General features: G+C 50.9%; 16 protein-coding genes and 1 tRNA gene. 9 read left to right on the top strand and 8 right to left on the bottom strand.

Translation table 11 applies throughout. The annotated features are described in order from the left end of the window. The first annotated feature begins 1 nt into the window (after nt 1). Genes BUC02_RS16230 through BUC02_RS10320 form a run of 8 tightly spaced genes read left to right on the top strand, consistent with a single transcriptional unit; the run spans nt 2 to nt 5,321 of the window. Nucleotides 2-151 carry a hypothetical protein gene (locus BUC02_RS16230; RefSeq protein ID WP_175549837.1) on the top strand — a complete coding sequence of 50 codons (150 nt, stop codon included), beginning with the start codon at nt 2-4 and terminating at the stop codon, nt 149-151. A 42-nt stretch (nt 152-193) separates the two neighbouring features. Beyond that, nucleotides 194-322: a hypothetical protein gene (locus BUC02_RS16635; protein WP_256375153.1), complete on the top strand. Its 129-nt coding sequence runs from the start codon at nt 194-196 to the stop codon at nt 320-322. Between the two features lie 60 nt (nt 323-382). After that, complete coding sequence (locus tag BUC02_RS10345) at nt 383-1,501, top strand: nucleotidyltransferase domain-containing protein (RefSeq protein WP_073322507.1); 1,119 nt, start codon at nt 383-385, stop codon at nt 1,499-1,501. Next, on the top strand, nt 1,498-2,397 hold the full coding sequence (locus BUC02_RS10340) for a hypothetical protein (RefSeq protein WP_073322295.1): 900 nt from the start codon (nt 1,498-1,500) through the stop codon (nt 2,395-2,397). Before BUC02_RS10345 ends, BUC02_RS10340 begins: the two co-directional genes overlap by 4 nt. Before the next feature lie 11 nt (nt 2,398-2,408). Continuing rightward, nucleotides 2,409-2,861 (top strand): S24/S26 family peptidase, encoded by a 453-nt coding sequence (locus BUC02_RS10335; RefSeq protein ID WP_073322506.1) that lies wholly within the window; start codon nt 2,409-2,411, stop codon nt 2,859-2,861. Nucleotides 2,862-2,875: 14 nt separating this feature from the next. After that, nucleotides 2,876-3,145: a PqqD family protein gene (locus tag BUC02_RS10330; protein WP_073322293.1), complete on the top strand. Its 270-nt coding sequence runs from the start codon at nt 2,876-2,878 to the stop codon at nt 3,143-3,145. Continuing rightward, entirely contained in the window at nt 3,142-4,764 is a 1,623-nt protein-coding gene (locus BUC02_RS10325; protein ID WP_073322291.1) for an ABC transporter ATP-binding protein, read from the top strand. Before BUC02_RS10330 ends, BUC02_RS10325 begins: the two co-directional genes overlap by 4 nt. A gap of 17 nt (nt 4,765-4,781) precedes the next feature. Further along, nucleotides 4,782-5,321: a DUF5662 family protein gene (locus BUC02_RS10320; protein ID WP_073322289.1), complete on the top strand. Its 540-nt coding sequence runs from the start codon at nt 4,782-4,784 to the stop codon at nt 5,319-5,321. Here BUC02_RS10320 and BUC02_RS10315 read toward each other — a convergent pair. The 8 genes from BUC02_RS10315 to BUC02_RS10280 form a co-directional block, all read right to left on the bottom strand. Continuing rightward, a complete protein-coding gene (locus BUC02_RS10315) occupies nt 5,318-6,667 on the bottom strand; it encodes a THUMP domain-containing class I SAM-dependent RNA methyltransferase (protein WP_254794190.1) in 1,350 nt (449 codons plus the stop codon). The genes BUC02_RS10320 and BUC02_RS10315 overlap by 4 nt on opposite strands. Before the next feature lie 49 nt (nt 6,668-6,716). Beyond that, nucleotides 6,717-8,912, bottom strand: a complete 2,196-nt coding sequence (dnaG, locus tag BUC02_RS10310) for a DNA primase (protein ID WP_073322287.1) — start codon at nt 8,910-8,912, stop codon at nt 6,717-6,719. Between the two features lie 89 nt (nt 8,913-9,001). Continuing rightward, a tRNA-Met gene (locus tag BUC02_RS10305) sits at nt 9,002-9,075 on the bottom strand. Between the two features lie 50 nt (nt 9,076-9,125). Then, entirely contained in the window at nt 9,126-10,220 is a 1,095-nt protein-coding gene (gene pgsA, locus BUC02_RS10300) for a CDP-diacylglycerol--glycerol-3-phosphate 3-phosphatidyltransferase (protein WP_234989094.1), read from the bottom strand. 75 nt (nt 10,221-10,295) lie between these two features. Continuing rightward, nucleotides 10,296-11,939, bottom strand: coding sequence for a DNA repair protein RecN (recN, locus tag BUC02_RS10295; protein ID WP_073322285.1), 1,644 nt, complete (start codon nt 11,937-11,939; stop codon nt 10,296-10,298). A 38-nt stretch (nt 11,940-11,977) separates the two neighbouring features. Continuing rightward, nucleotides 11,978-12,709, bottom strand: a complete 732-nt coding sequence (locus BUC02_RS10290) for a tRNA (guanine(46)-N(7))-methyltransferase TrmB (protein ID WP_072799580.1) — start codon at nt 12,707-12,709, stop codon at nt 11,978-11,980. Nucleotides 12,710-12,803: 94 nt separating this feature from the next. Beyond that, on the bottom strand, nt 12,804-13,691 hold the full coding sequence (locus BUC02_RS10285) for an MBL fold metallo-hydrolase (RefSeq protein WP_073322283.1): 888 nt from the start codon (nt 13,689-13,691) through the stop codon (nt 12,804-12,806). Between the two features lie 170 nt (nt 13,692-13,861). Next, on the bottom strand, nt 13,862-14,446 hold the full coding sequence (locus BUC02_RS10280) for a hypothetical protein (protein ID WP_073322281.1): 585 nt from the start codon (nt 14,444-14,446) through the stop codon (nt 13,862-13,864). A gap of 201 nt (nt 14,447-14,647) precedes the next feature. Between BUC02_RS10280 and BUC02_RS10270 the strand changes: the two genes are divergently transcribed. Continuing rightward, nucleotides 14,648-15,460: an exodeoxyribonuclease III gene (locus BUC02_RS10270; RefSeq protein WP_073322277.1), complete on the top strand. Its 813-nt coding sequence runs from the start codon at nt 14,648-14,650 to the stop codon at nt 15,458-15,460. The last annotated feature ends 30 nt before the right edge of the window (nt 15,461-15,490 follow it).

The raw sequence follows: 15,490 nt of genomic DNA, 5'->3' as shown, positions 1-15,490 counted from the left end.
AATGAAAATTGCTGAAAAAAAGAGTTCTAAGAAAGAATACGAAGCGCCGCAGATGGATGTCATTACTTTTGACGTCCAGGGGGCGATTCTTCAGAATAGCGGTGGTGGTGACGTTCTAGATTGTACCGGTTCCCCTGAGTGTGCTGATTAGAATTCGTCTTTTAACGAAACTTTACTGATGGTGAAGATCTGTATGAAAACGAAAAAGAAGTATGAAAAGCCTCAGATGGAAATCTATAATGTTCGCCGCACCAAGGCCGCGCTGTTGTTGTATTCTGGTGGCGCAGCGTATCTTGGTAACGAGAGTAATCCCATTGTTTGATATAAATGTTTAGTGCAATTTCTGGGACCGGTTTCGGTCCCTTTTTTCTATCTTTGGGCCATGGGTTTAATTCTGAAGAAAACAGACAAGCTCTTGTTTAAACTGTTGCAGCTTGCGCTCGATACGACGGGCAAGTTGCAGGGGCTTGAGGAGGCGCCTTCCGAAGAAGACTGGAAGGCTATTTATAAGCTGGCGAAGCGCCAGAGTGTCTTGGGCATCGTTTTTAACGCGGTCAAGAAACTTCCGGAAGATTTCAGGCCTACAAGGGCTCTTTTGTTGCGCTGGTCCATGGATGCCGAGGGCACTGCGGGCATGAATGCTCTCTTGAACCAAGAGGCTGCTCGCCTGACGCAGATTTTTGACGGTGCTGGCCGCAAGAATGCGGTGCTCAAGGGCCCTGCCAATGCAAGGCTTTATCCGGATCCGCTGGGTAGGCAGTGTGGCGATATCGATATTTGGGTCGAGGGCGGCCGCAAGGGTGTAACCGAATTGCTTTATAAGTTGAATTTGTTGAATGCGGAAACCGATGACCATGCCTATTCGCGGCACCATATTCACTTGCCCAAAAATAAGGATGGAGTCACGGTGGAGGTGCATTTCAAGCCTGCATCGGGAATCCCGTTCCGCAATGGGGCGCTTCAAAAATTCTTGAATGAAGAAATTCGTAAAGCGACGCTTGTTCCCGAGGGCTTTTATTCGCCGTCGATCAAATTTGCACTTGTGATGCAGCTTGCGCATTTGCAGCAACATTTTTATTCGGGCGGCCTCGGATTCAGGCAGTACACCGACTACTTGATGCTGCTCAGGCATTCTACCGAAGGCGACCGGAATGCGGCTGTCGGTGTCATGAAAAATTTAAGCATGATGCGCGCTTGCGGTGCTGTAATGTGGGTGTTGCAAGAGGTGCTCGGGCTTGAACGTGAATTGATGCTTTGTGCGCCAGACCGCAAACGTGGCGAGCGACTTTTGAAACTTGCTCTTGCAGGTGGTAATTTTGGACAACATAAAGAAGTTCCTAAACCCAAGAATGTTTTTGTTCGCTGGTTCAAGGATCGTTTGCAAGCCCTTTCGTGGCTTACTTTTGACCCGGTGAACGCCGTATTTAAGGAACTCAAGTACTGGCGTGCGACTATTTCGTTGATTCCAAAGCGCATTAAGCGCAGGAGAATTGCCCTATGATTTCTGCAGGAAACGCACGCCGTTATCAGGTGGCGCTTCATTTGTTTGAAGTTTCTCAAAATATTAGCGAGAATTTTTTTGCTGACTGCATGGACAATTATGCTCCGTTTGCTACCGAAAAAGCGGGTGAAGGGCTTTTTTTAATGCGTGTGGAATATGGCGAATCTCCTGCATATACCGAAGAACTTTGCCAAGATGAAGAGGGCCAGCAGATTGTTTGCGGACTTACCGCCGGGCAAAATTCGGTGTTTGATTTTCGTTTGCAAAAGAAAAAAACGGGTGTGTTAGTTTGTTCAAAAGACTACAAGACGGCAACCCTGTTTATACCGCAAGGTACGGCTGCGGCCTTGCTCAAGTTTGCCGTGAACAATGCGCTTATGGTGCTTTACGCGATTGCGTCGGCGCCTTATAATACGGCGCTGTTCCATGCGGCTGTCGTAAATTACGAGGACAAGGGTTACATGTTCCTGGGCAAGAGCGGTACGGGCAAGAGTACGCATGCAAGGCTATGGCTCAAGTACAACGAGGGCTCGGAACTTTTGAACGACGACAATCCCGTGGTGCGTATTGAAAACGATGCGGAAGGGAATGGCGTTACGCGCGTTTACGGGTCGCCTTGGAGCGGAAAGACGCCTTGCTACAAGAATGAGGTTTATCCGTTGGGCGGCTTCGTGATGCTTTCGCAGGCTCCGTACAACAAGATTGAACGTTTGCGCGGCGTGCGGGCGTACGCTGCTTTGGTCCCTTGTATTTCGGGCAAACGCTGGGAATCGGTTATTGCCGACGGCTTGCATAAGACAGAAAACGCTTTGGCGATGAATGTGCCGGTGTGGTACCTGGAATGCTTGCCCGACGAAAATGCGGCAAAGCTGTGCTGCGAGACGATTTCGGGCTAACGGGAAATGAAATGCAAAAGAAAGATGATTCGATGATTCTTTCCGAGGCAATTCGCCTTGTGGGCGAAGGGCTCGAGGTGATTTTCCCGGTGAACGGAAAAAGCATGAGGCCTTTTATTGAAGGTGGCCGCGACAGTGTAGCGCTTGTTCGTCCGGAAAACGTGAAACCGATGGATGTGGTGCTTGCGAAGACAGACGACAACCGGTATGTGATTCACCGTGTTATGGAAATAGCGGGCGACCATGTGACTTTGATGGGTGACGGCAATTTACAGGGCCGTGAACATGCTGAACGTAAACAAATTTATGCTAAAGTAACGCATGTTGTGCATCCAAATGGTTACAAAAGATCTCTTTACACGCCTTTTATACAATTTGTCCAAAAATTGTGGGTCAATTTTTTACCTTTGCGTCGTTATTTGCTTAAATTATATAGAGTCTACATTCGAATCCGGAATTTCTAGAAGGAGAGTACACCATGCACATCAAAAAAGGATTTGTTCTGCGCGAAGTTTGCGGTGAACAGGTGATTATGGGCGAAGGCGTTGGCGCTCTCGATTTCGGGAAGCTCCTTTGCCTCAACGAAACGGCTTCTTGGCTGTGGCAACGCGCGAGTGAACTCGGCGAATTTACGGTCGAGGCGCTTGCCGATGCGCTCTGTAGCGAATACGACGTTGCCGCCGACGATGCCTTGAACGATGTCAAGGGCATTGTTTCGCAGTGGCAAAACGTGAACGTAGTCGAATGAAATACCTTTCGTGGTTATGGAATAGGACGGATGGATTCCGCCTGAACATTGCGCTTCGCATTGTATTTGGCGTGGGGCGAATCTCGCTTGGGCTGTTAATGGTATGGCTCAGCAAGCGTTTTATAGATGAAACAATTCGCACGGGTAGTCAAGATGACATCGTGCAAATGATTGCACTGCTTGTGGCAACGGTCGTGGGTGCGATTGTTTTGCGTATCCTGTTTTATTATATGACGAATGTGGCGATGGTTCGTCAGTCGAATCGCTTGCGCCTGCAGGTGTTCGAAGGTTTGTTCTTGCGCAAGCTTTACGCGGGGGCAGAACTGCATTCGGGTGATGTGGCGTCTAGGCTTTCGAAAGATATCGAGTCGGTGTCGACCACGACCATGGAAACTTTGCCGCAAATGATTGTGACGACGCTACAGCTGGTGGGCGCATTCCTTTTGATGCGCTGGTTTGACCCGCGGCTCGCTTGGGCGTTGCTGTTGCTTACGCCGGTGGCGATTGTGCTCGGCAAACTGGTGTCTCGCAAACTCAGGAACATGACGCTTGCGATTCGTGAGCGCGAATCCAAAATCCAGATGCAGGTGCAAGAGGGTGTAGAACACAACGTGCTCATGCGTTCGCTCGAAAGTGAAAGCTGGGTTGCGGACCGCCTGGGCGACATGCAACAACACTTGGAAAGCGATGTGTTGCGCCGTACGCGGTTTACCACGCTTTCCCGTTTTGCGCTCGGGTCTGCCTTTGGGCTGGGTTATTTGCTCGCCTTTATTTGGGGCGGCCTCGGGCTTCGCGATGGAGCGATTACCTTCGGTATGATGACTTCGTTCTTGCAACTGGTGGGCCAGATTCAGCACCCGATTCTTTCGATTTTGAACATGGTGCCGCAAGTGGTGCATACGACGGCGAGCATAGACCGCTTGGAAGATCTTGAAAAATCCAAGGAGCCCGAAGTGGACGGAACGCCTGTGGCGCTTGAAGGCTCGCTCGGGGTTCGACTCGAGAACCTGCATTTTGGCTATGCGGCGGGAAGGCACGAGGTCCTGGAAGGATTCAGTCACGATTTTGAGCCTGGCTCCAAAACGGCGATTATGGGCAAGACTGGTGCCGGAAAGACGACTTTGTTCCGGTTGCTGCTCGGCTTTGTAAGGCCTGATAGCGGTCGAATGCTAATTTATTCAAATTCCGAGGTGTGCGCGATTGGCAAAGAGACCCGCACGAATTTTGTGTACGTACCGCAGGGCAATACTTTGCTGAGCGGGAGTGTTCGCCTAAATTTGCAGTTGGCGAAGCCCGATGCGAGCGAACAAGAAATGATGCAGGCTTTGCACGCGGCGTGCGCCGACTTTGTGCTGGATTTGCCCGAAGGCTTGGATACAGAAATCGGCGAGCGCGGTCGCGGCTTGAGCGAGGGCCAGGCGCAGCGAATCGGAATTGCCCGCGGGCTTTTGCGGCCCGGGAACGTATGGTTGTTTGACGAGGTGAGTTCTTCGCTTGACGAATCGACGGAGCGCGAATTGTTCGAAAGACTGTTTGCGACTTACCCCGACAAGACCATGATTTTTGTGACGCACCGTTCGGCAATGTCTGAAATTTGCGACGAAGTCGTCCGACTGTGAAAAACATGTGAGCGAAAATGCATCCGCTTAAACACTTTATAACGATTACGAAACACCGAAACGAGGTGATTCGGCTTTGCTTTAGGGCTGGAATCGGGTTCCAGGGATTGTTTCACGATTTGTCGAAGTACAGCCCGACTGAATTTATTCCGGGAGCCAAGTACTACATGGGTGACCAGTCTCCCAACAACGGGGAGCGCAACGACAAGGGCTATAGCTTGGCTTGGATGCATCATAAGGGCCGGAACAAACATCATTTTGAATTCTGGTATGACTATGAAATGGCGACCAAGAAGCTTGTGCCGATTGATATGCCGGACCGCTACATTAAAGAGATGTTCTGCGATCGTGTGGCCGCATCCAAGACGTACAACAAGGCGGGCTATACGCAAGAATCGCCGCTTTTGTATTTGACTAAAAGTACGGCTTGCGAAAAGATGACCGAAAAAACTTACCGCAAGTTGCTTTACTTGCTCAAGATGCTTGCCGAAAAAGGTGAAAAAGAAACGCTTGCCTTTATGCGCCGCACGAAGGTGCTGCCCGAAGCAGAAGTTTAAATCTTTGCGATAAACACGTTCAGGCTGAAACCGCCGTGGCTGGTGGCGATGCATTTTGCGATCGGATTTTGTTGCGGGGCGAGCGCGGGGCATTCGTGCAATAAGTTTGCGGTGCAAGTGTATTTGGAGCCTGGGCGGTTGTCGTCTTTGGGAGCAAGGATTGCTACTGTGAGTTGCTTGCCGAAGGGCGTTAGGTCGCGCGAAAGTTTGGCGAGTCGGCGGCCAATTTGCGTATAGAGCTTGGGTGCGTCAAAATCAAGGCGCTTGCCGTAGGGCGGGTTCAACACGATAACGGGCGAGGCTTCGCCCGAGTTCGAATTGCAGGAACATGCGTCGGCAATTTCTTTTGCGGTGTAGCTGAAAAAGTCGCGAAGTTGGGGGGTGATTGTCGGTGTGGCGTCGTTTGGAGCGATGTCTGCGAGCGGACCGCTTTCCACATTGTGCTTGATGATTTTGACGGCTTTAGGCGAAATGTCGCTGGTGAGGATGCGCGTGATTAGATTCTTCGACTCCACGCCGTTCGGCGTTTCGCTCAGAATGACACGCTCTTGTTTGACGATGTGGTTCCAGGTAGCGGGTTTGAATGCTGGCTGGTGCTTGAGTGCGAAATCGCGACTTTTCCCTGGAATGAGTCCGTTTGCCATGTAGGCAGCTTCGAGGCTGAACGTGCCGCTGCCAGCCATTAAATCAAGTAGGCAGTAGGCAGTAGGAAGTGGACAGGCAGGTGATGGTAATGAACAGGCTTCGAACAGCATCGCTGCGGCTATGGTTTCTTTGAGGGGGGCGTCGTTCACGAACCGCTCGTGACCGCGCTTGTAAAGTTCCTCGCCGGCAAGGTCTAGCCAAATGGTGCATCGGTCATTGATAAGGGTGACGTAGAGGTTTTGAGGGGGTGGGGTATGGGGTCGGGCTTCGCCCTTTGAGCTCGCTTCGCTTTGGGCCATGTGAAATTGCGTGATTACGTTGTTCAGGCGTTCTGCGATGGCTTCGCTATGGTACAGTCGCGAAAGCTTGCAGGTGACATGTATGTTCAGTAATCTTTCGTCTTTCGTCTGTAGCGAGTTATCGAGCGTTCTTTCGTCTAAATAAAGTTCCCACGGAATTTCGGCGGCTTTCTTTTCGAGGTCACGGAAGTTTTCTGCCTTAAAATCGGCAATGTGCATCAGCACGCGGTTTGCAATGCGGCTGTAGGCCACAGCTTTCCAAGCTTCGGTGATTTTCGCGGTGAATTCAACCTTGCCGTCTCCTGCAATAGCAGGGGCGCCTTGGGCATCGGTAAATTCTAGCCCGAAACCTTGCAATTCGCGAACAAGAGTCTGTTCAAAACCGAGAGGGGCAATCGCCAAAAACCGGTGCGGTTTTCCGATAATTTGCCGTTTAAGCCTTTTTTCGAGGTTATTGGTAATCAAAATCGTTCGACTCGCTGTAATCGTCGTTGCCGTAAGAGTATTCTTCGTCGTCTTCGGGTGGCGGGGGCTCAAAACCCTCGGGCGGTTCGTCGCTAGACATTTGCTCGTCGGCGAATTCATCCGGAGCTTGTGACGGTGCGTTTGCAACAGGTTGAGTACTCGGTGCCGGGATTGTCTGTGCAAGCATCGCGGACTCGGCTTGGACTGGTGCGGGGGCTGCGGCGACGCTCGGCGTAGAAATTGGAATGGGTGGCGTCGGAGCCGCAGGCATCGGTGCTCCTTGAATCACCGACTGGAACAGTATCAGTTGCGCCTTGCTGCGGACCACTTGGTCGGCGAACGCGTCGATGGTGATTTTTTCGGCGTTGAACAGGGCGTTCAACTTTTGCATGCCCTGCGTAAACTTGGACATCTGCATGCGCGTTTCGACCGCTTCGTTGCTGGTCAGCGGAATCATGTGCTTTTGTCTGTCGCAGAGCTTGGTCGAAAACACGGTCAGCGTCTGGTAAAACTCAATGATTTCTTGCGGAGTTTTCCATTGTTCCTCGGGCAAGCCTTCCAAAAAGAGCCTGAGCGTGGGCGACACGTTTTCGTACATCAACTGCGGCGAAACGGCGCCAGTCTCGGCGTAGAGTGCAATTGCCGAATTCACGAATTCTTCGACCACCGGAGATTCAAACATGCGGACTCCGCTTGCGGCCCAGTCCATGTCAAAATATTCCAGCGCGCGGTCCATCAGCGTCGGGTTACGAAGCACCAGATTCGCGAATCGGATTTCCATCGGCGGAATGCTAGCCCAATCGAGTGAGGCTGCTTGCTCCAATTGCGGAATCACTTCAGGTGCTCCGGGGGTGGCTGCGTTTGCCGCTATCGGGCGGCGTTCTTCGGGGCCTTTTTGCGGCTTCAGACTTTTCACTTGGGCCAAGGAGCGGCTTGTATTGAATCGTTCCGCAATCAGCTTTACATACTGGTTTTGAAGTTCGCGATCGGTAATGCTTTTTACGAGTGACTTGGTGTAAGTCACAAAACGGGCGCGCTCTTCAGGGCTTTGCATGTCGTGTTGGCGGGCCAAATAAGAAAGCCAGTCTTCGGATTCGCGCAAAGCGGCGCGGAATGCATCTGCCCCGCGTTCGTTTACAAAGTTGTCGGGGTCGATTTTAGTGCCATCGGGGCGCGAAAGTGCAAACACGCGGGGCGCAATTCCCTTGGGCAATACGATTTCCAAACTTCGGAGGGTTGCCTTTTGACCAGCGGCATCGCCGTCGAATACCAAGTAGGCGGTATTTGCGTATCGGGCAAGAATGCTTGCGTGGGTTTCGGTCAGCGCCGTTCCCGAAGCAGCCACTACGTTTGTGACACCGCCTTGATACAGGCTGATCATGTCAAAGTAGCCTTCTACGATAATCACCGCATTTTCTTTCGCGATGCTTTGGCGGCTCTGATGCAGGCCGAACAGAATGTCGCTTTTGTGGTACAGCGCCGATTCCGGGCTGTTCATGTACTTGGCGTGGCTCTTTCCAGAGAGGTCACGGCCACCGAAGGCGACAATCACGCCCGAAAGGTTCTGGATGGCGATCATCAGTCGGTCGCGGAATTTGTCCGAGATTCCGCCGTTTTCCTTTTGGATGGCAAGTCCCGCCTTGACGCAGTCTAGTGGCGAAAATCCATTCTTGGCTGCATGGCCGATAAAGCCTTCGCGTCCATCCGGGGCGTAACCGATATGGAACAGCTTGCGGGTCTCGTCGGTAATATGGCGGCTTGAAAGGTATTGTAGCGCTTTGGGCGAAAGGGCAAGCTGCTGTTCAAACCATTCGCAGGCCAGTTCGTTCAGTCTGCGGACCATGGCGCGTTCTTCGGTCTTTTCGCTATCTTCGGGGGCGCCTAGCTGGGGGAGTGCAAAACCGGTAAAGTTTGCAACCCATTCCACGGCCCCCTTAAAATCCATTTTTTCGTGTTCTTGGACGAACTTGAACACGTCTCCGCCCGCGCCACAGGCAAAGCATTTATAGATGCCCAGGCTCGGGTTTACATTCATCGAAGGGCTTCTGTCATCGTGGAAGGGGCAGACGCCCAAGTAGCGGCCATTTCCGGAACGTTTCAGCGGTACAAAGTTTTCAATCACCAACGCAATGTCTGCGTGGGCTTTGAGTTGCTGAATGATTTCGTTAGAGTAAAATGCCACGGCTCAAATTTAGCAAGAATGCGCCTTCAAAATTATGACAGGAATAAAAAAAAAAGAATCCGTTCTTGAAGAATCGGATTCTTTTTTAGTAGCGGGGGCAGGACTTGAACGCTGCGACCTTCGGGTTATGAGCCCGACGAGCTACCAACTGCTCCACCCCGCGTCGAGGTTGCACCATATATAGTAAATTTTTATAGCCTTGTCAAGGGTTTTTTACACGAATTTTTTCAGGATATGCTTGCTGGCGACGAAATAATCAATACCGCTAATAATGGTAATTGCGGTGATGACGCCCATCACAGCTTGCGGGAAAATGGCCCAAAATGCTTGATAATTGGGAATAATCGTTTCCATGGGGTCGAGGGCGCCGAGCAAAATGGCGACAATTCCGATACCCTGGAGCGCAGTTTTCCACTTGCCGCTGCGGCGAGCGGGCATAATCAGTCCTTCGCTTGCGGCGAGAGTACGGAGTGTCTCGACGCTCGATTCGCGGAAGTAAATGAGGGCGACCATCCACACCGGGGCATACCCCGTAGCGATAAAGCACATGAAGATTGTCATGTTCGAAATTTTGTCACTGAACGGATCCAGGTACTTGCCGAGAGTGCTCACTTCGCCGAGTTTGCGGGCGAGGTAACCGTCCAAAAAGTCGGTCAGCATAAAGCCGAGCACCATCACCAGCGAAAGGCTCTTGAAAACGAGGCTGTTATTGCTGTAATCCAGGTCGTTGTCGTAGAAGAAAACCCACAGGAAAAACGGGGTCAGCACAATGCGGCTCATGGTGAGCTGGCTTGCAATCGAAAGCGGCTTTCTGTGAGCCGGGTCGCGGTAATACCAGTAGGCGTATGCAACGGTCGAGGCGATAATCAAGAGAATCGACGTCACCATGCAAATCTGCTGGTAATCTTCGAGATTCAACAAGTACACGCCCATCGTTACTGTAATCGCAATGTTTGACAATTTACTCCAGCGACGCTTGCGGGGGAGCGACTTGCCTTCGCGAAGCACGCCGAGGCTAAAGAGCGTGTGCGCGACAAGACGGGCCAACAGGAATACGCAACCGACGGCGAGCAACTTTTCGGCTTGGTCATTTTGCAATAAATCGCGCACAAAAATGCTGGTCATCACTGCAAACGAAAGGAATCCGTCAATCACGTTCAGCCAAAGTCTATAATAGGGCTTTTCGATTTCTTGCGAACGGAGTTGGTACAAATTAACCCAGCCCATAATCAGGGCGATTGCAACCAGGGCGGTGGCGGTTTTTGCCATTCCCATCCAGATAAAGACAATGACGGCTATAAAAACCATAGCCCTTAAAACGCTCCAAATACGCGAGCGCAGTCTAATATCGGATGTCTGTTCTTGTGTCATTTAATGCCTCTGTCAAACTTCTAAAAGTTGTCTTGCATGTTCGCGTATCGTGTCGGATTCGCCACCTAGCATGCGAGATAGTTCCTTGATACGACCTTCGTGGTCCAGTTCGACCACATGCGTATACGTGCGGCCATCGATTTCTTCTTTGCTGACCGCGAGCTGGTTCTTGGCGCGGCTTGCTACCTGGTGCAAGTGCGTAATCGTGAGCACTTGGTGGTGTTGGCCTAAATTCTTTAAAGCTTCGCCGATGCTGTTGCCGACTTCGCCGCTGATTCCGGAATCCACTTCGTCGAAAATCAAAAGGGGTACGCGGTCGAGGTCGGCCATCACGCTCTTGATTGAAAGCAGCACACGACTGAGTTCGCCGCCCGAAACCGCTTTTTGCAGGCTCTTGAATCCTTCGCCGGGGTTTGGGGCGAGCGTGAATTCAATCTTGTCGGCGCCGTTCGGCGACAAGGACTGCATAGTAATCGATGTCGCAAAAATTGCCTTCGGCATGCCGAGCGTATTCAGGATGTCGCTTACGGCCTTGTCGTAGCGGGCGGCGGCTTCCTGGCGAGATTTCGTGAGCTTGAGGGCGGTCGCCTGCAATGCTTCCAACGCCTTCTTAGACTGCCTGGAAAGTTCTTCCAAGTCCGCATCCAAGTTCTCGAGGCTCGAAAGTTCTTCCTTGCGTTGTTCAGTCAAGGCAATCAGGCCCGCGACATCGGTGCGGTACTTACGCTTGAGTTTCTGAATCGCCGCAATGCGGGCGTTCGCGCGGTCAATATCGGCGGCGCTCATGGCTGCTGCCGGGCGGAGTCTCAGCAAGTCCTTGCAAACGCTTTCGTAAGGGTCCGTCACTTCGTCAAGCGACTTCAGGTAATCTTCGTAGTCCGGGAGCTTTGCTGCAAGTGAACGCAACTTGGACTGCAAAATCTGCACTTGGTCCAAGAGCCCGTTTTCGCCACCCAGCATTCCCTGGATGTCGTTCAGGTAGCGGGTTTCGGCTTCCTGCTTGCTTGCGCTGTTCACCTTTTCTTCGAGGGCTTCTTCTTCGCCTTCTTTGAGGGCGGCTTTCGAAAGTTCGTCAAATTGGAACTTCAAAAAGTCTTTTTGGGCGGCCAAGTTCTTCGCGCGTTCTTCGGTAGCGCGGATTTCGTCTTGAATCTTGTTCCAGGTTGACCATTCGCTAGAGTATTCGGCGAGCAGTTCGCCATTTCCGGCAAAGTCGTCGAGCATCTGCGTATGCGTGCGGATGTCGCGCAGTAAGAGCTGTTCGCTTTGGCCGTGCATCTGGATCAGTTCTTCGCCCAGACGTTGCAAATCGGGGAGTGCCACGACGGCACCATTCACGCGGGCGCGGCTCTTGCCGTTCTCCTGAATTTCACGGCGGATAATCAGTTCGTCGTCGCTGTCGAGTTCCAGTTCTTCAAGAACCTTCTTCACTTGCGGTTCGTTAGTGATATCGAATGTGGCTTCGACGACGGCCTTTTCTTCGCCGGTACGAACCATGGTCGATTGCGCCTTGTCGCCGCATACAATGCGAAGAGCCTTCAAGAGTACAGATTTTCCTGCGCCGGTTTCGCCGGTAATTGCAGTAAAACCATCGCGGAACGGAACTTCCGCATTCGCAATCAAAGTAAATCCACTAATCGACAGGTGCTTTAACATACGGCAAATAAATTAGCAATTTAGCTTGACACTAAGTGTCATTTTTCGAATTCCACTACGCTACGGTAGATGGGGCGACCTTCCTTGCGGTACTTCTTTTCGAAGCCGGTCATAATCCCTTCGGTAGGTTCTGCGGTATTTCGTTCCAGAATTTTGCAACCCTTGAAGTTGTCGAAAACTTCAAGCGCGACTTCGTTGTATTCCTGGTGATCGGTACCCCAGTAGAAAATGCGCTTGCCAGGCTTTAATACGCGGGCGACTTCAACCAGAAAGTCCGGGCGCAAAAGGCGGTTCTTGTGGTGGCGTTCTTTTGGCCACGGGTCCGGGAAATACATGTGGAATGCATCTACCGTATTGTCCTTCACGCAGTCTCGCAAAAAGAAGAATACGTCGCCGCGGAGCATGGTGGCATTGGCCAGAGCGCCGGCCTTGTCCATCTTGCGCTGGGCGAACTTTGCCCAGGTGTAATCCCATTCGCTACCCATAATGACGGTATCGGGGTGCTTGGGCGCATATTCCGAAAGGAATCCGCCCTTGCCGCTTCCGATTTCGACTTCTACACGGTCGCCCATGTTCGGGAACATGTCTTTCCAGTTAAAATCCAGCTTGTGGGGGAGTCCGTCAGGCGTTGCAATCGGCTTGCGGTCGCCGTGAGTACGGAACACGTAATGCCACAGTCCCTTCGATTCCGGATCTTCTTTCAAGTCGCGGTAAAATTCTGGGATTACGACTTCCTTTTCAACTTCTTCAATGTTTTCGATATCGCTCATATTCTTTATTAAAACCTCACGCTCCTAACCACTCCCAACTTCCAACTTCCAACTTCCAACTTCCTACTGTCTACTTCCTACTTCCTACTTCCTACTAAATAAACGCGACGACTCTATCTAAAAATTTCTCCGGGATTTCCTTTGCAATCATTTCGCGAATGTATTTTTCGGAATACTTCATCGAAAAATGCGCAAGGATAATCTTTTCGCATTTCACCTGGTCGCCCATGCGGTTCAACGCATCTGCAATCTGGCTAATGTGCGTGTGGCCTTTCTTGTGGCTCATCTCGTAGTCTTCGGGGGCGAGGAACGTGCATTCCGTAATTAGCACCTTCGACTGGAATATGCGCTGGTTTTCCAGCAGGCTTTCGCCCATGCAGTCACCCATAAAGCTCACCAGCGGATCATACACTTCTCGCGTAATTTCGGTGCCGCTTTCGCGCAGCTTGATAATTTCGTCGGGAGTCTTTCCCAAGAATTCATCCTTGAGTTTTTTCTTGTAATGGTACAGGGTTCCGCCCATGGCATAAATGGAATGCCTGACTTCGAACGCTTCAAAAGCCAAGTCCTTGCGGTGTTCCAAAAACAGCAGGTCGCCACTATTGACGGGTACAATTTCGGGGTAACGGAACTTGGTGTCAGGCACGCCTTCGAACATGGCCTCGGCATGAATCCAGTTACGGGCTCCTTCGCAAATGCGTTCGGGCATGTAATAGGTGCTTTCGCGTTCAACACCCATCATCTTGCGCAAACTGTAATGACGCATCAGGCAACGGGCGTGATCCCCGTGGGCATGAGTCAAGAAAACGTGATTCAACGAGGTCGCCGAAAGCGGGCATTCGCCCATATCAATACAAAAATCCAGTTCCGGGAGCTGGATATAGGTCGCAAGCCCCGAAATCGAAAATCCGACAACGGACGTACACGAGGTATTCACGTGCACTTGCTTTAGGGCGTTATGAATGTATCTGCTTTCAGCCATGACGTGGGAACAAATGTAGCAAAAGAACTTGGGTAGTTCGGAATTCGGAATTCGGAAATCCGATTTTAATCAAAAAAAATCGTCTAATTTTATTTAGACGAAATAGGAATATTTTGATATGAAATACGCCGTAGGCGTCAATTCCGAAATCTGAACTCCGAAATCTGAAATTACTTCGTCTTCGCGTTTTCAGCGACAAGTTTATCGAAGTCTTCGCAGCTTAACGTTTCGATATGGTTACCCATGGCGACACTACGAGTACGGGCATTACCCTTCTTTTCGGGAACGCGGAAGCAGAAATTGTAGACATTGCCCTTGTCGGTCGGGATTCCCATCTTGAAAATACGGATACGCTGGGCGCCCTTATTGTAAATTTCGTGATAATCGTAGGAATTCTTAATCTTTTCGAGGCGCTTCTGTTGGGAAAATTCAATTTCTTCAGTAATGGGGCCTTCCAAAAGGAGTGGCAGGGAGTTCTGGAAACGGAGCTCGAGTTTTCCGCTGGATCTTACGATTGAAGTTTCTTGCGGTTTAATCAGGTAACGCTGTTGCGGAATGTTCTTATAGGCCAGGGTGTGAACCGTGCGGACACCGCACATTTCTCGCATATCGGGTTGCTCAACAAAGTCAATATCGCGGCAGATAGGGGGAAGGTTCGTCGGAACTTCCAGATTATCGCCAGAGTTTGAACCGGCACAGGCGGAAAGGAGAATAGCTATAGCGAAACCAGAGAATAGCAAGATTGTAGATTTCATGCCTTAAATATAATTTTATTATTTCGTTTTGCATTTATTTTCTTTAGAAAGTTTATTTTTTTAATCGGCGAGTGTAAACTTTTTGTTTCCTTAATTGGTTTTTGGGCAGAAAAGTCGGAGTTTCGGGGGATAAAATCATCTTTACTCCCTAGTGCTGTCAAAAAAATGTATTTTTGCCGCGGATTAAGAATTGGGTATAACATGAATATTTATAGCTGGAACGTGAACGGGCTTCGCTCCGCCCTCAAAAAGGGATTTACGGACTGGTTTGCAGCAACAAAGCCGGATATCTTGTGCTTGCAAGAAGTCCGCGCCGAGGTGGACCAGATTCCCGAAGAGGTTGCGAATCCTGACGGCTACTTTGCCTACTGGAACCCTTGCCGTCGCAAGAAGGGGTATAGCGGTGTAGGCATCTATACCCAAATCGAACCTGACCGTGTAAACTATGGCTTTGACATCGAGGAATTCGATGAAGAAGGCCGTGTGCTCCAGCTCGTGTTCCCGGACTGGGTTCTCAATAGCATTTATTTCCCGAATGGTGGACAGGGCGATGATCGCCTGGACTACAAGCTGCGCTTTTACGATGCCTTCCTCGAAAACAGCAAACGCTGGATTAGCGACGGAAAGCATGTGGTAACGCTCGGCGATTACAATACTTGCCATAAGGAAATCGATATCGCTCGCCCCAAGGAAAACGAAAACATCAGCGGATTCCTGCCGATTGAACGTGCGTGGATGGACAAGTATGTCGAAAACGGCTTTGTAGACTCGTTCCGTCTGTTGCACCCTGAAGAACGCGACCGCTATTCCTGGTGGTCGAACCTTTTCGGGGCCCGCAAGCGCAATGTGGGTTGGCGTATCGACTATGCTTTCGTAGATGAAGGCCTTGTCCCCAATATTATCAATGCCGAAATTTATCCGGATGTAATGGGCTCGGACCATTGCCCGATTAGCATTGAACTCGAGCCCCCGTTTGCACCGTTGCCAATCGCGGCTCCCGCATACGAACAATAAAAAAACGCTCCTTTTGAGGAGCGTTCGTTT

Source organism: Fibrobacter sp. UWOV1 (assembly GCF_900142495.1).
Taxonomy (GTDB): domain Bacteria; phylum Fibrobacterota; class Fibrobacteria; order Fibrobacterales; family Fibrobacteraceae; genus Fibrobacter.
Note: the sequence above shows the minus strand (reverse complement) of the source record. Positions and strands in the feature narration are given on the sequence as shown.

What these genes read in the sequence shown, in the direction of transcription:
- recN (WP_073322285.1), bottom strand. Translation starts at nt 11,939, where the DNA reads ATGTTAAAGCACCTGTCGATTAGTGGATTTACTTTGATTGCGAATGCG.
- BUC02_RS10330 (WP_073322293.1), top strand. Translation starts at nt 2,876, where the DNA reads ATGCACATCAAAAAAGGATTTGTTCTGCGCGAAGTTTGCGGTGAACAG.
- BUC02_RS10335 (WP_073322506.1), top strand. Translation starts at nt 2,409, where the DNA reads ATGCAAAAGAAAGATGATTCGATGATTCTTTCCGAGGCAATTCGCCTT.
- pgsA (WP_234989094.1), bottom strand. Translation starts at nt 10,220, where the DNA reads ATGGTTTTTATAGCCGTCATTGTCTTTATCTGGATGGGAATGGCAAAA.
- BUC02_RS10285 (WP_073322283.1), bottom strand. Translation starts at nt 13,691, where the DNA reads ATGGCTGAAAGCAGATACATTCATAACGCCCTAAAGCAAGTGCACGTG.
- BUC02_RS16635 (WP_256375153.1), top strand. Translation starts at nt 194, where the DNA reads ATGAAAACGAAAAAGAAGTATGAAAAGCCTCAGATGGAAATCTATAAT.
- BUC02_RS10280 (WP_073322281.1), bottom strand. Translation starts at nt 14,446, where the DNA reads ATGAAATCTACAATCTTGCTATTCTCTGGTTTCGCTATAGCTATTCTC.
- BUC02_RS16230 (WP_175549837.1), top strand. Translation starts at nt 2, where the DNA reads ATGAAAATTGCTGAAAAAAAGAGTTCTAAGAAAGAATACGAAGCGCCG.
- BUC02_RS10340 (WP_073322295.1), top strand. Translation starts at nt 1,498, where the DNA reads ATGATTTCTGCAGGAAACGCACGCCGTTATCAGGTGGCGCTTCATTTG.
- BUC02_RS10290 (WP_072799580.1), bottom strand. Translation starts at nt 12,709, where the DNA reads ATGAGCGATATCGAAAACATTGAAGAAGTTGAAAAGGAAGTCGTAATC.
- BUC02_RS10345 (WP_073322507.1), top strand. Translation starts at nt 383, where the DNA reads ATGGGTTTAATTCTGAAGAAAACAGACAAGCTCTTGTTTAAACTGTTG.
- BUC02_RS10325 (WP_073322291.1), top strand. Translation starts at nt 3,142, where the DNA reads ATGAAATACCTTTCGTGGTTATGGAATAGGACGGATGGATTCCGCCTG.
- BUC02_RS10320 (WP_073322289.1), top strand. Translation starts at nt 4,782, where the DNA reads ATGCATCCGCTTAAACACTTTATAACGATTACGAAACACCGAAACGAG.
- BUC02_RS10270 (WP_073322277.1), top strand. Translation starts at nt 14,648, where the DNA reads ATGAATATTTATAGCTGGAACGTGAACGGGCTTCGCTCCGCCCTCAAA.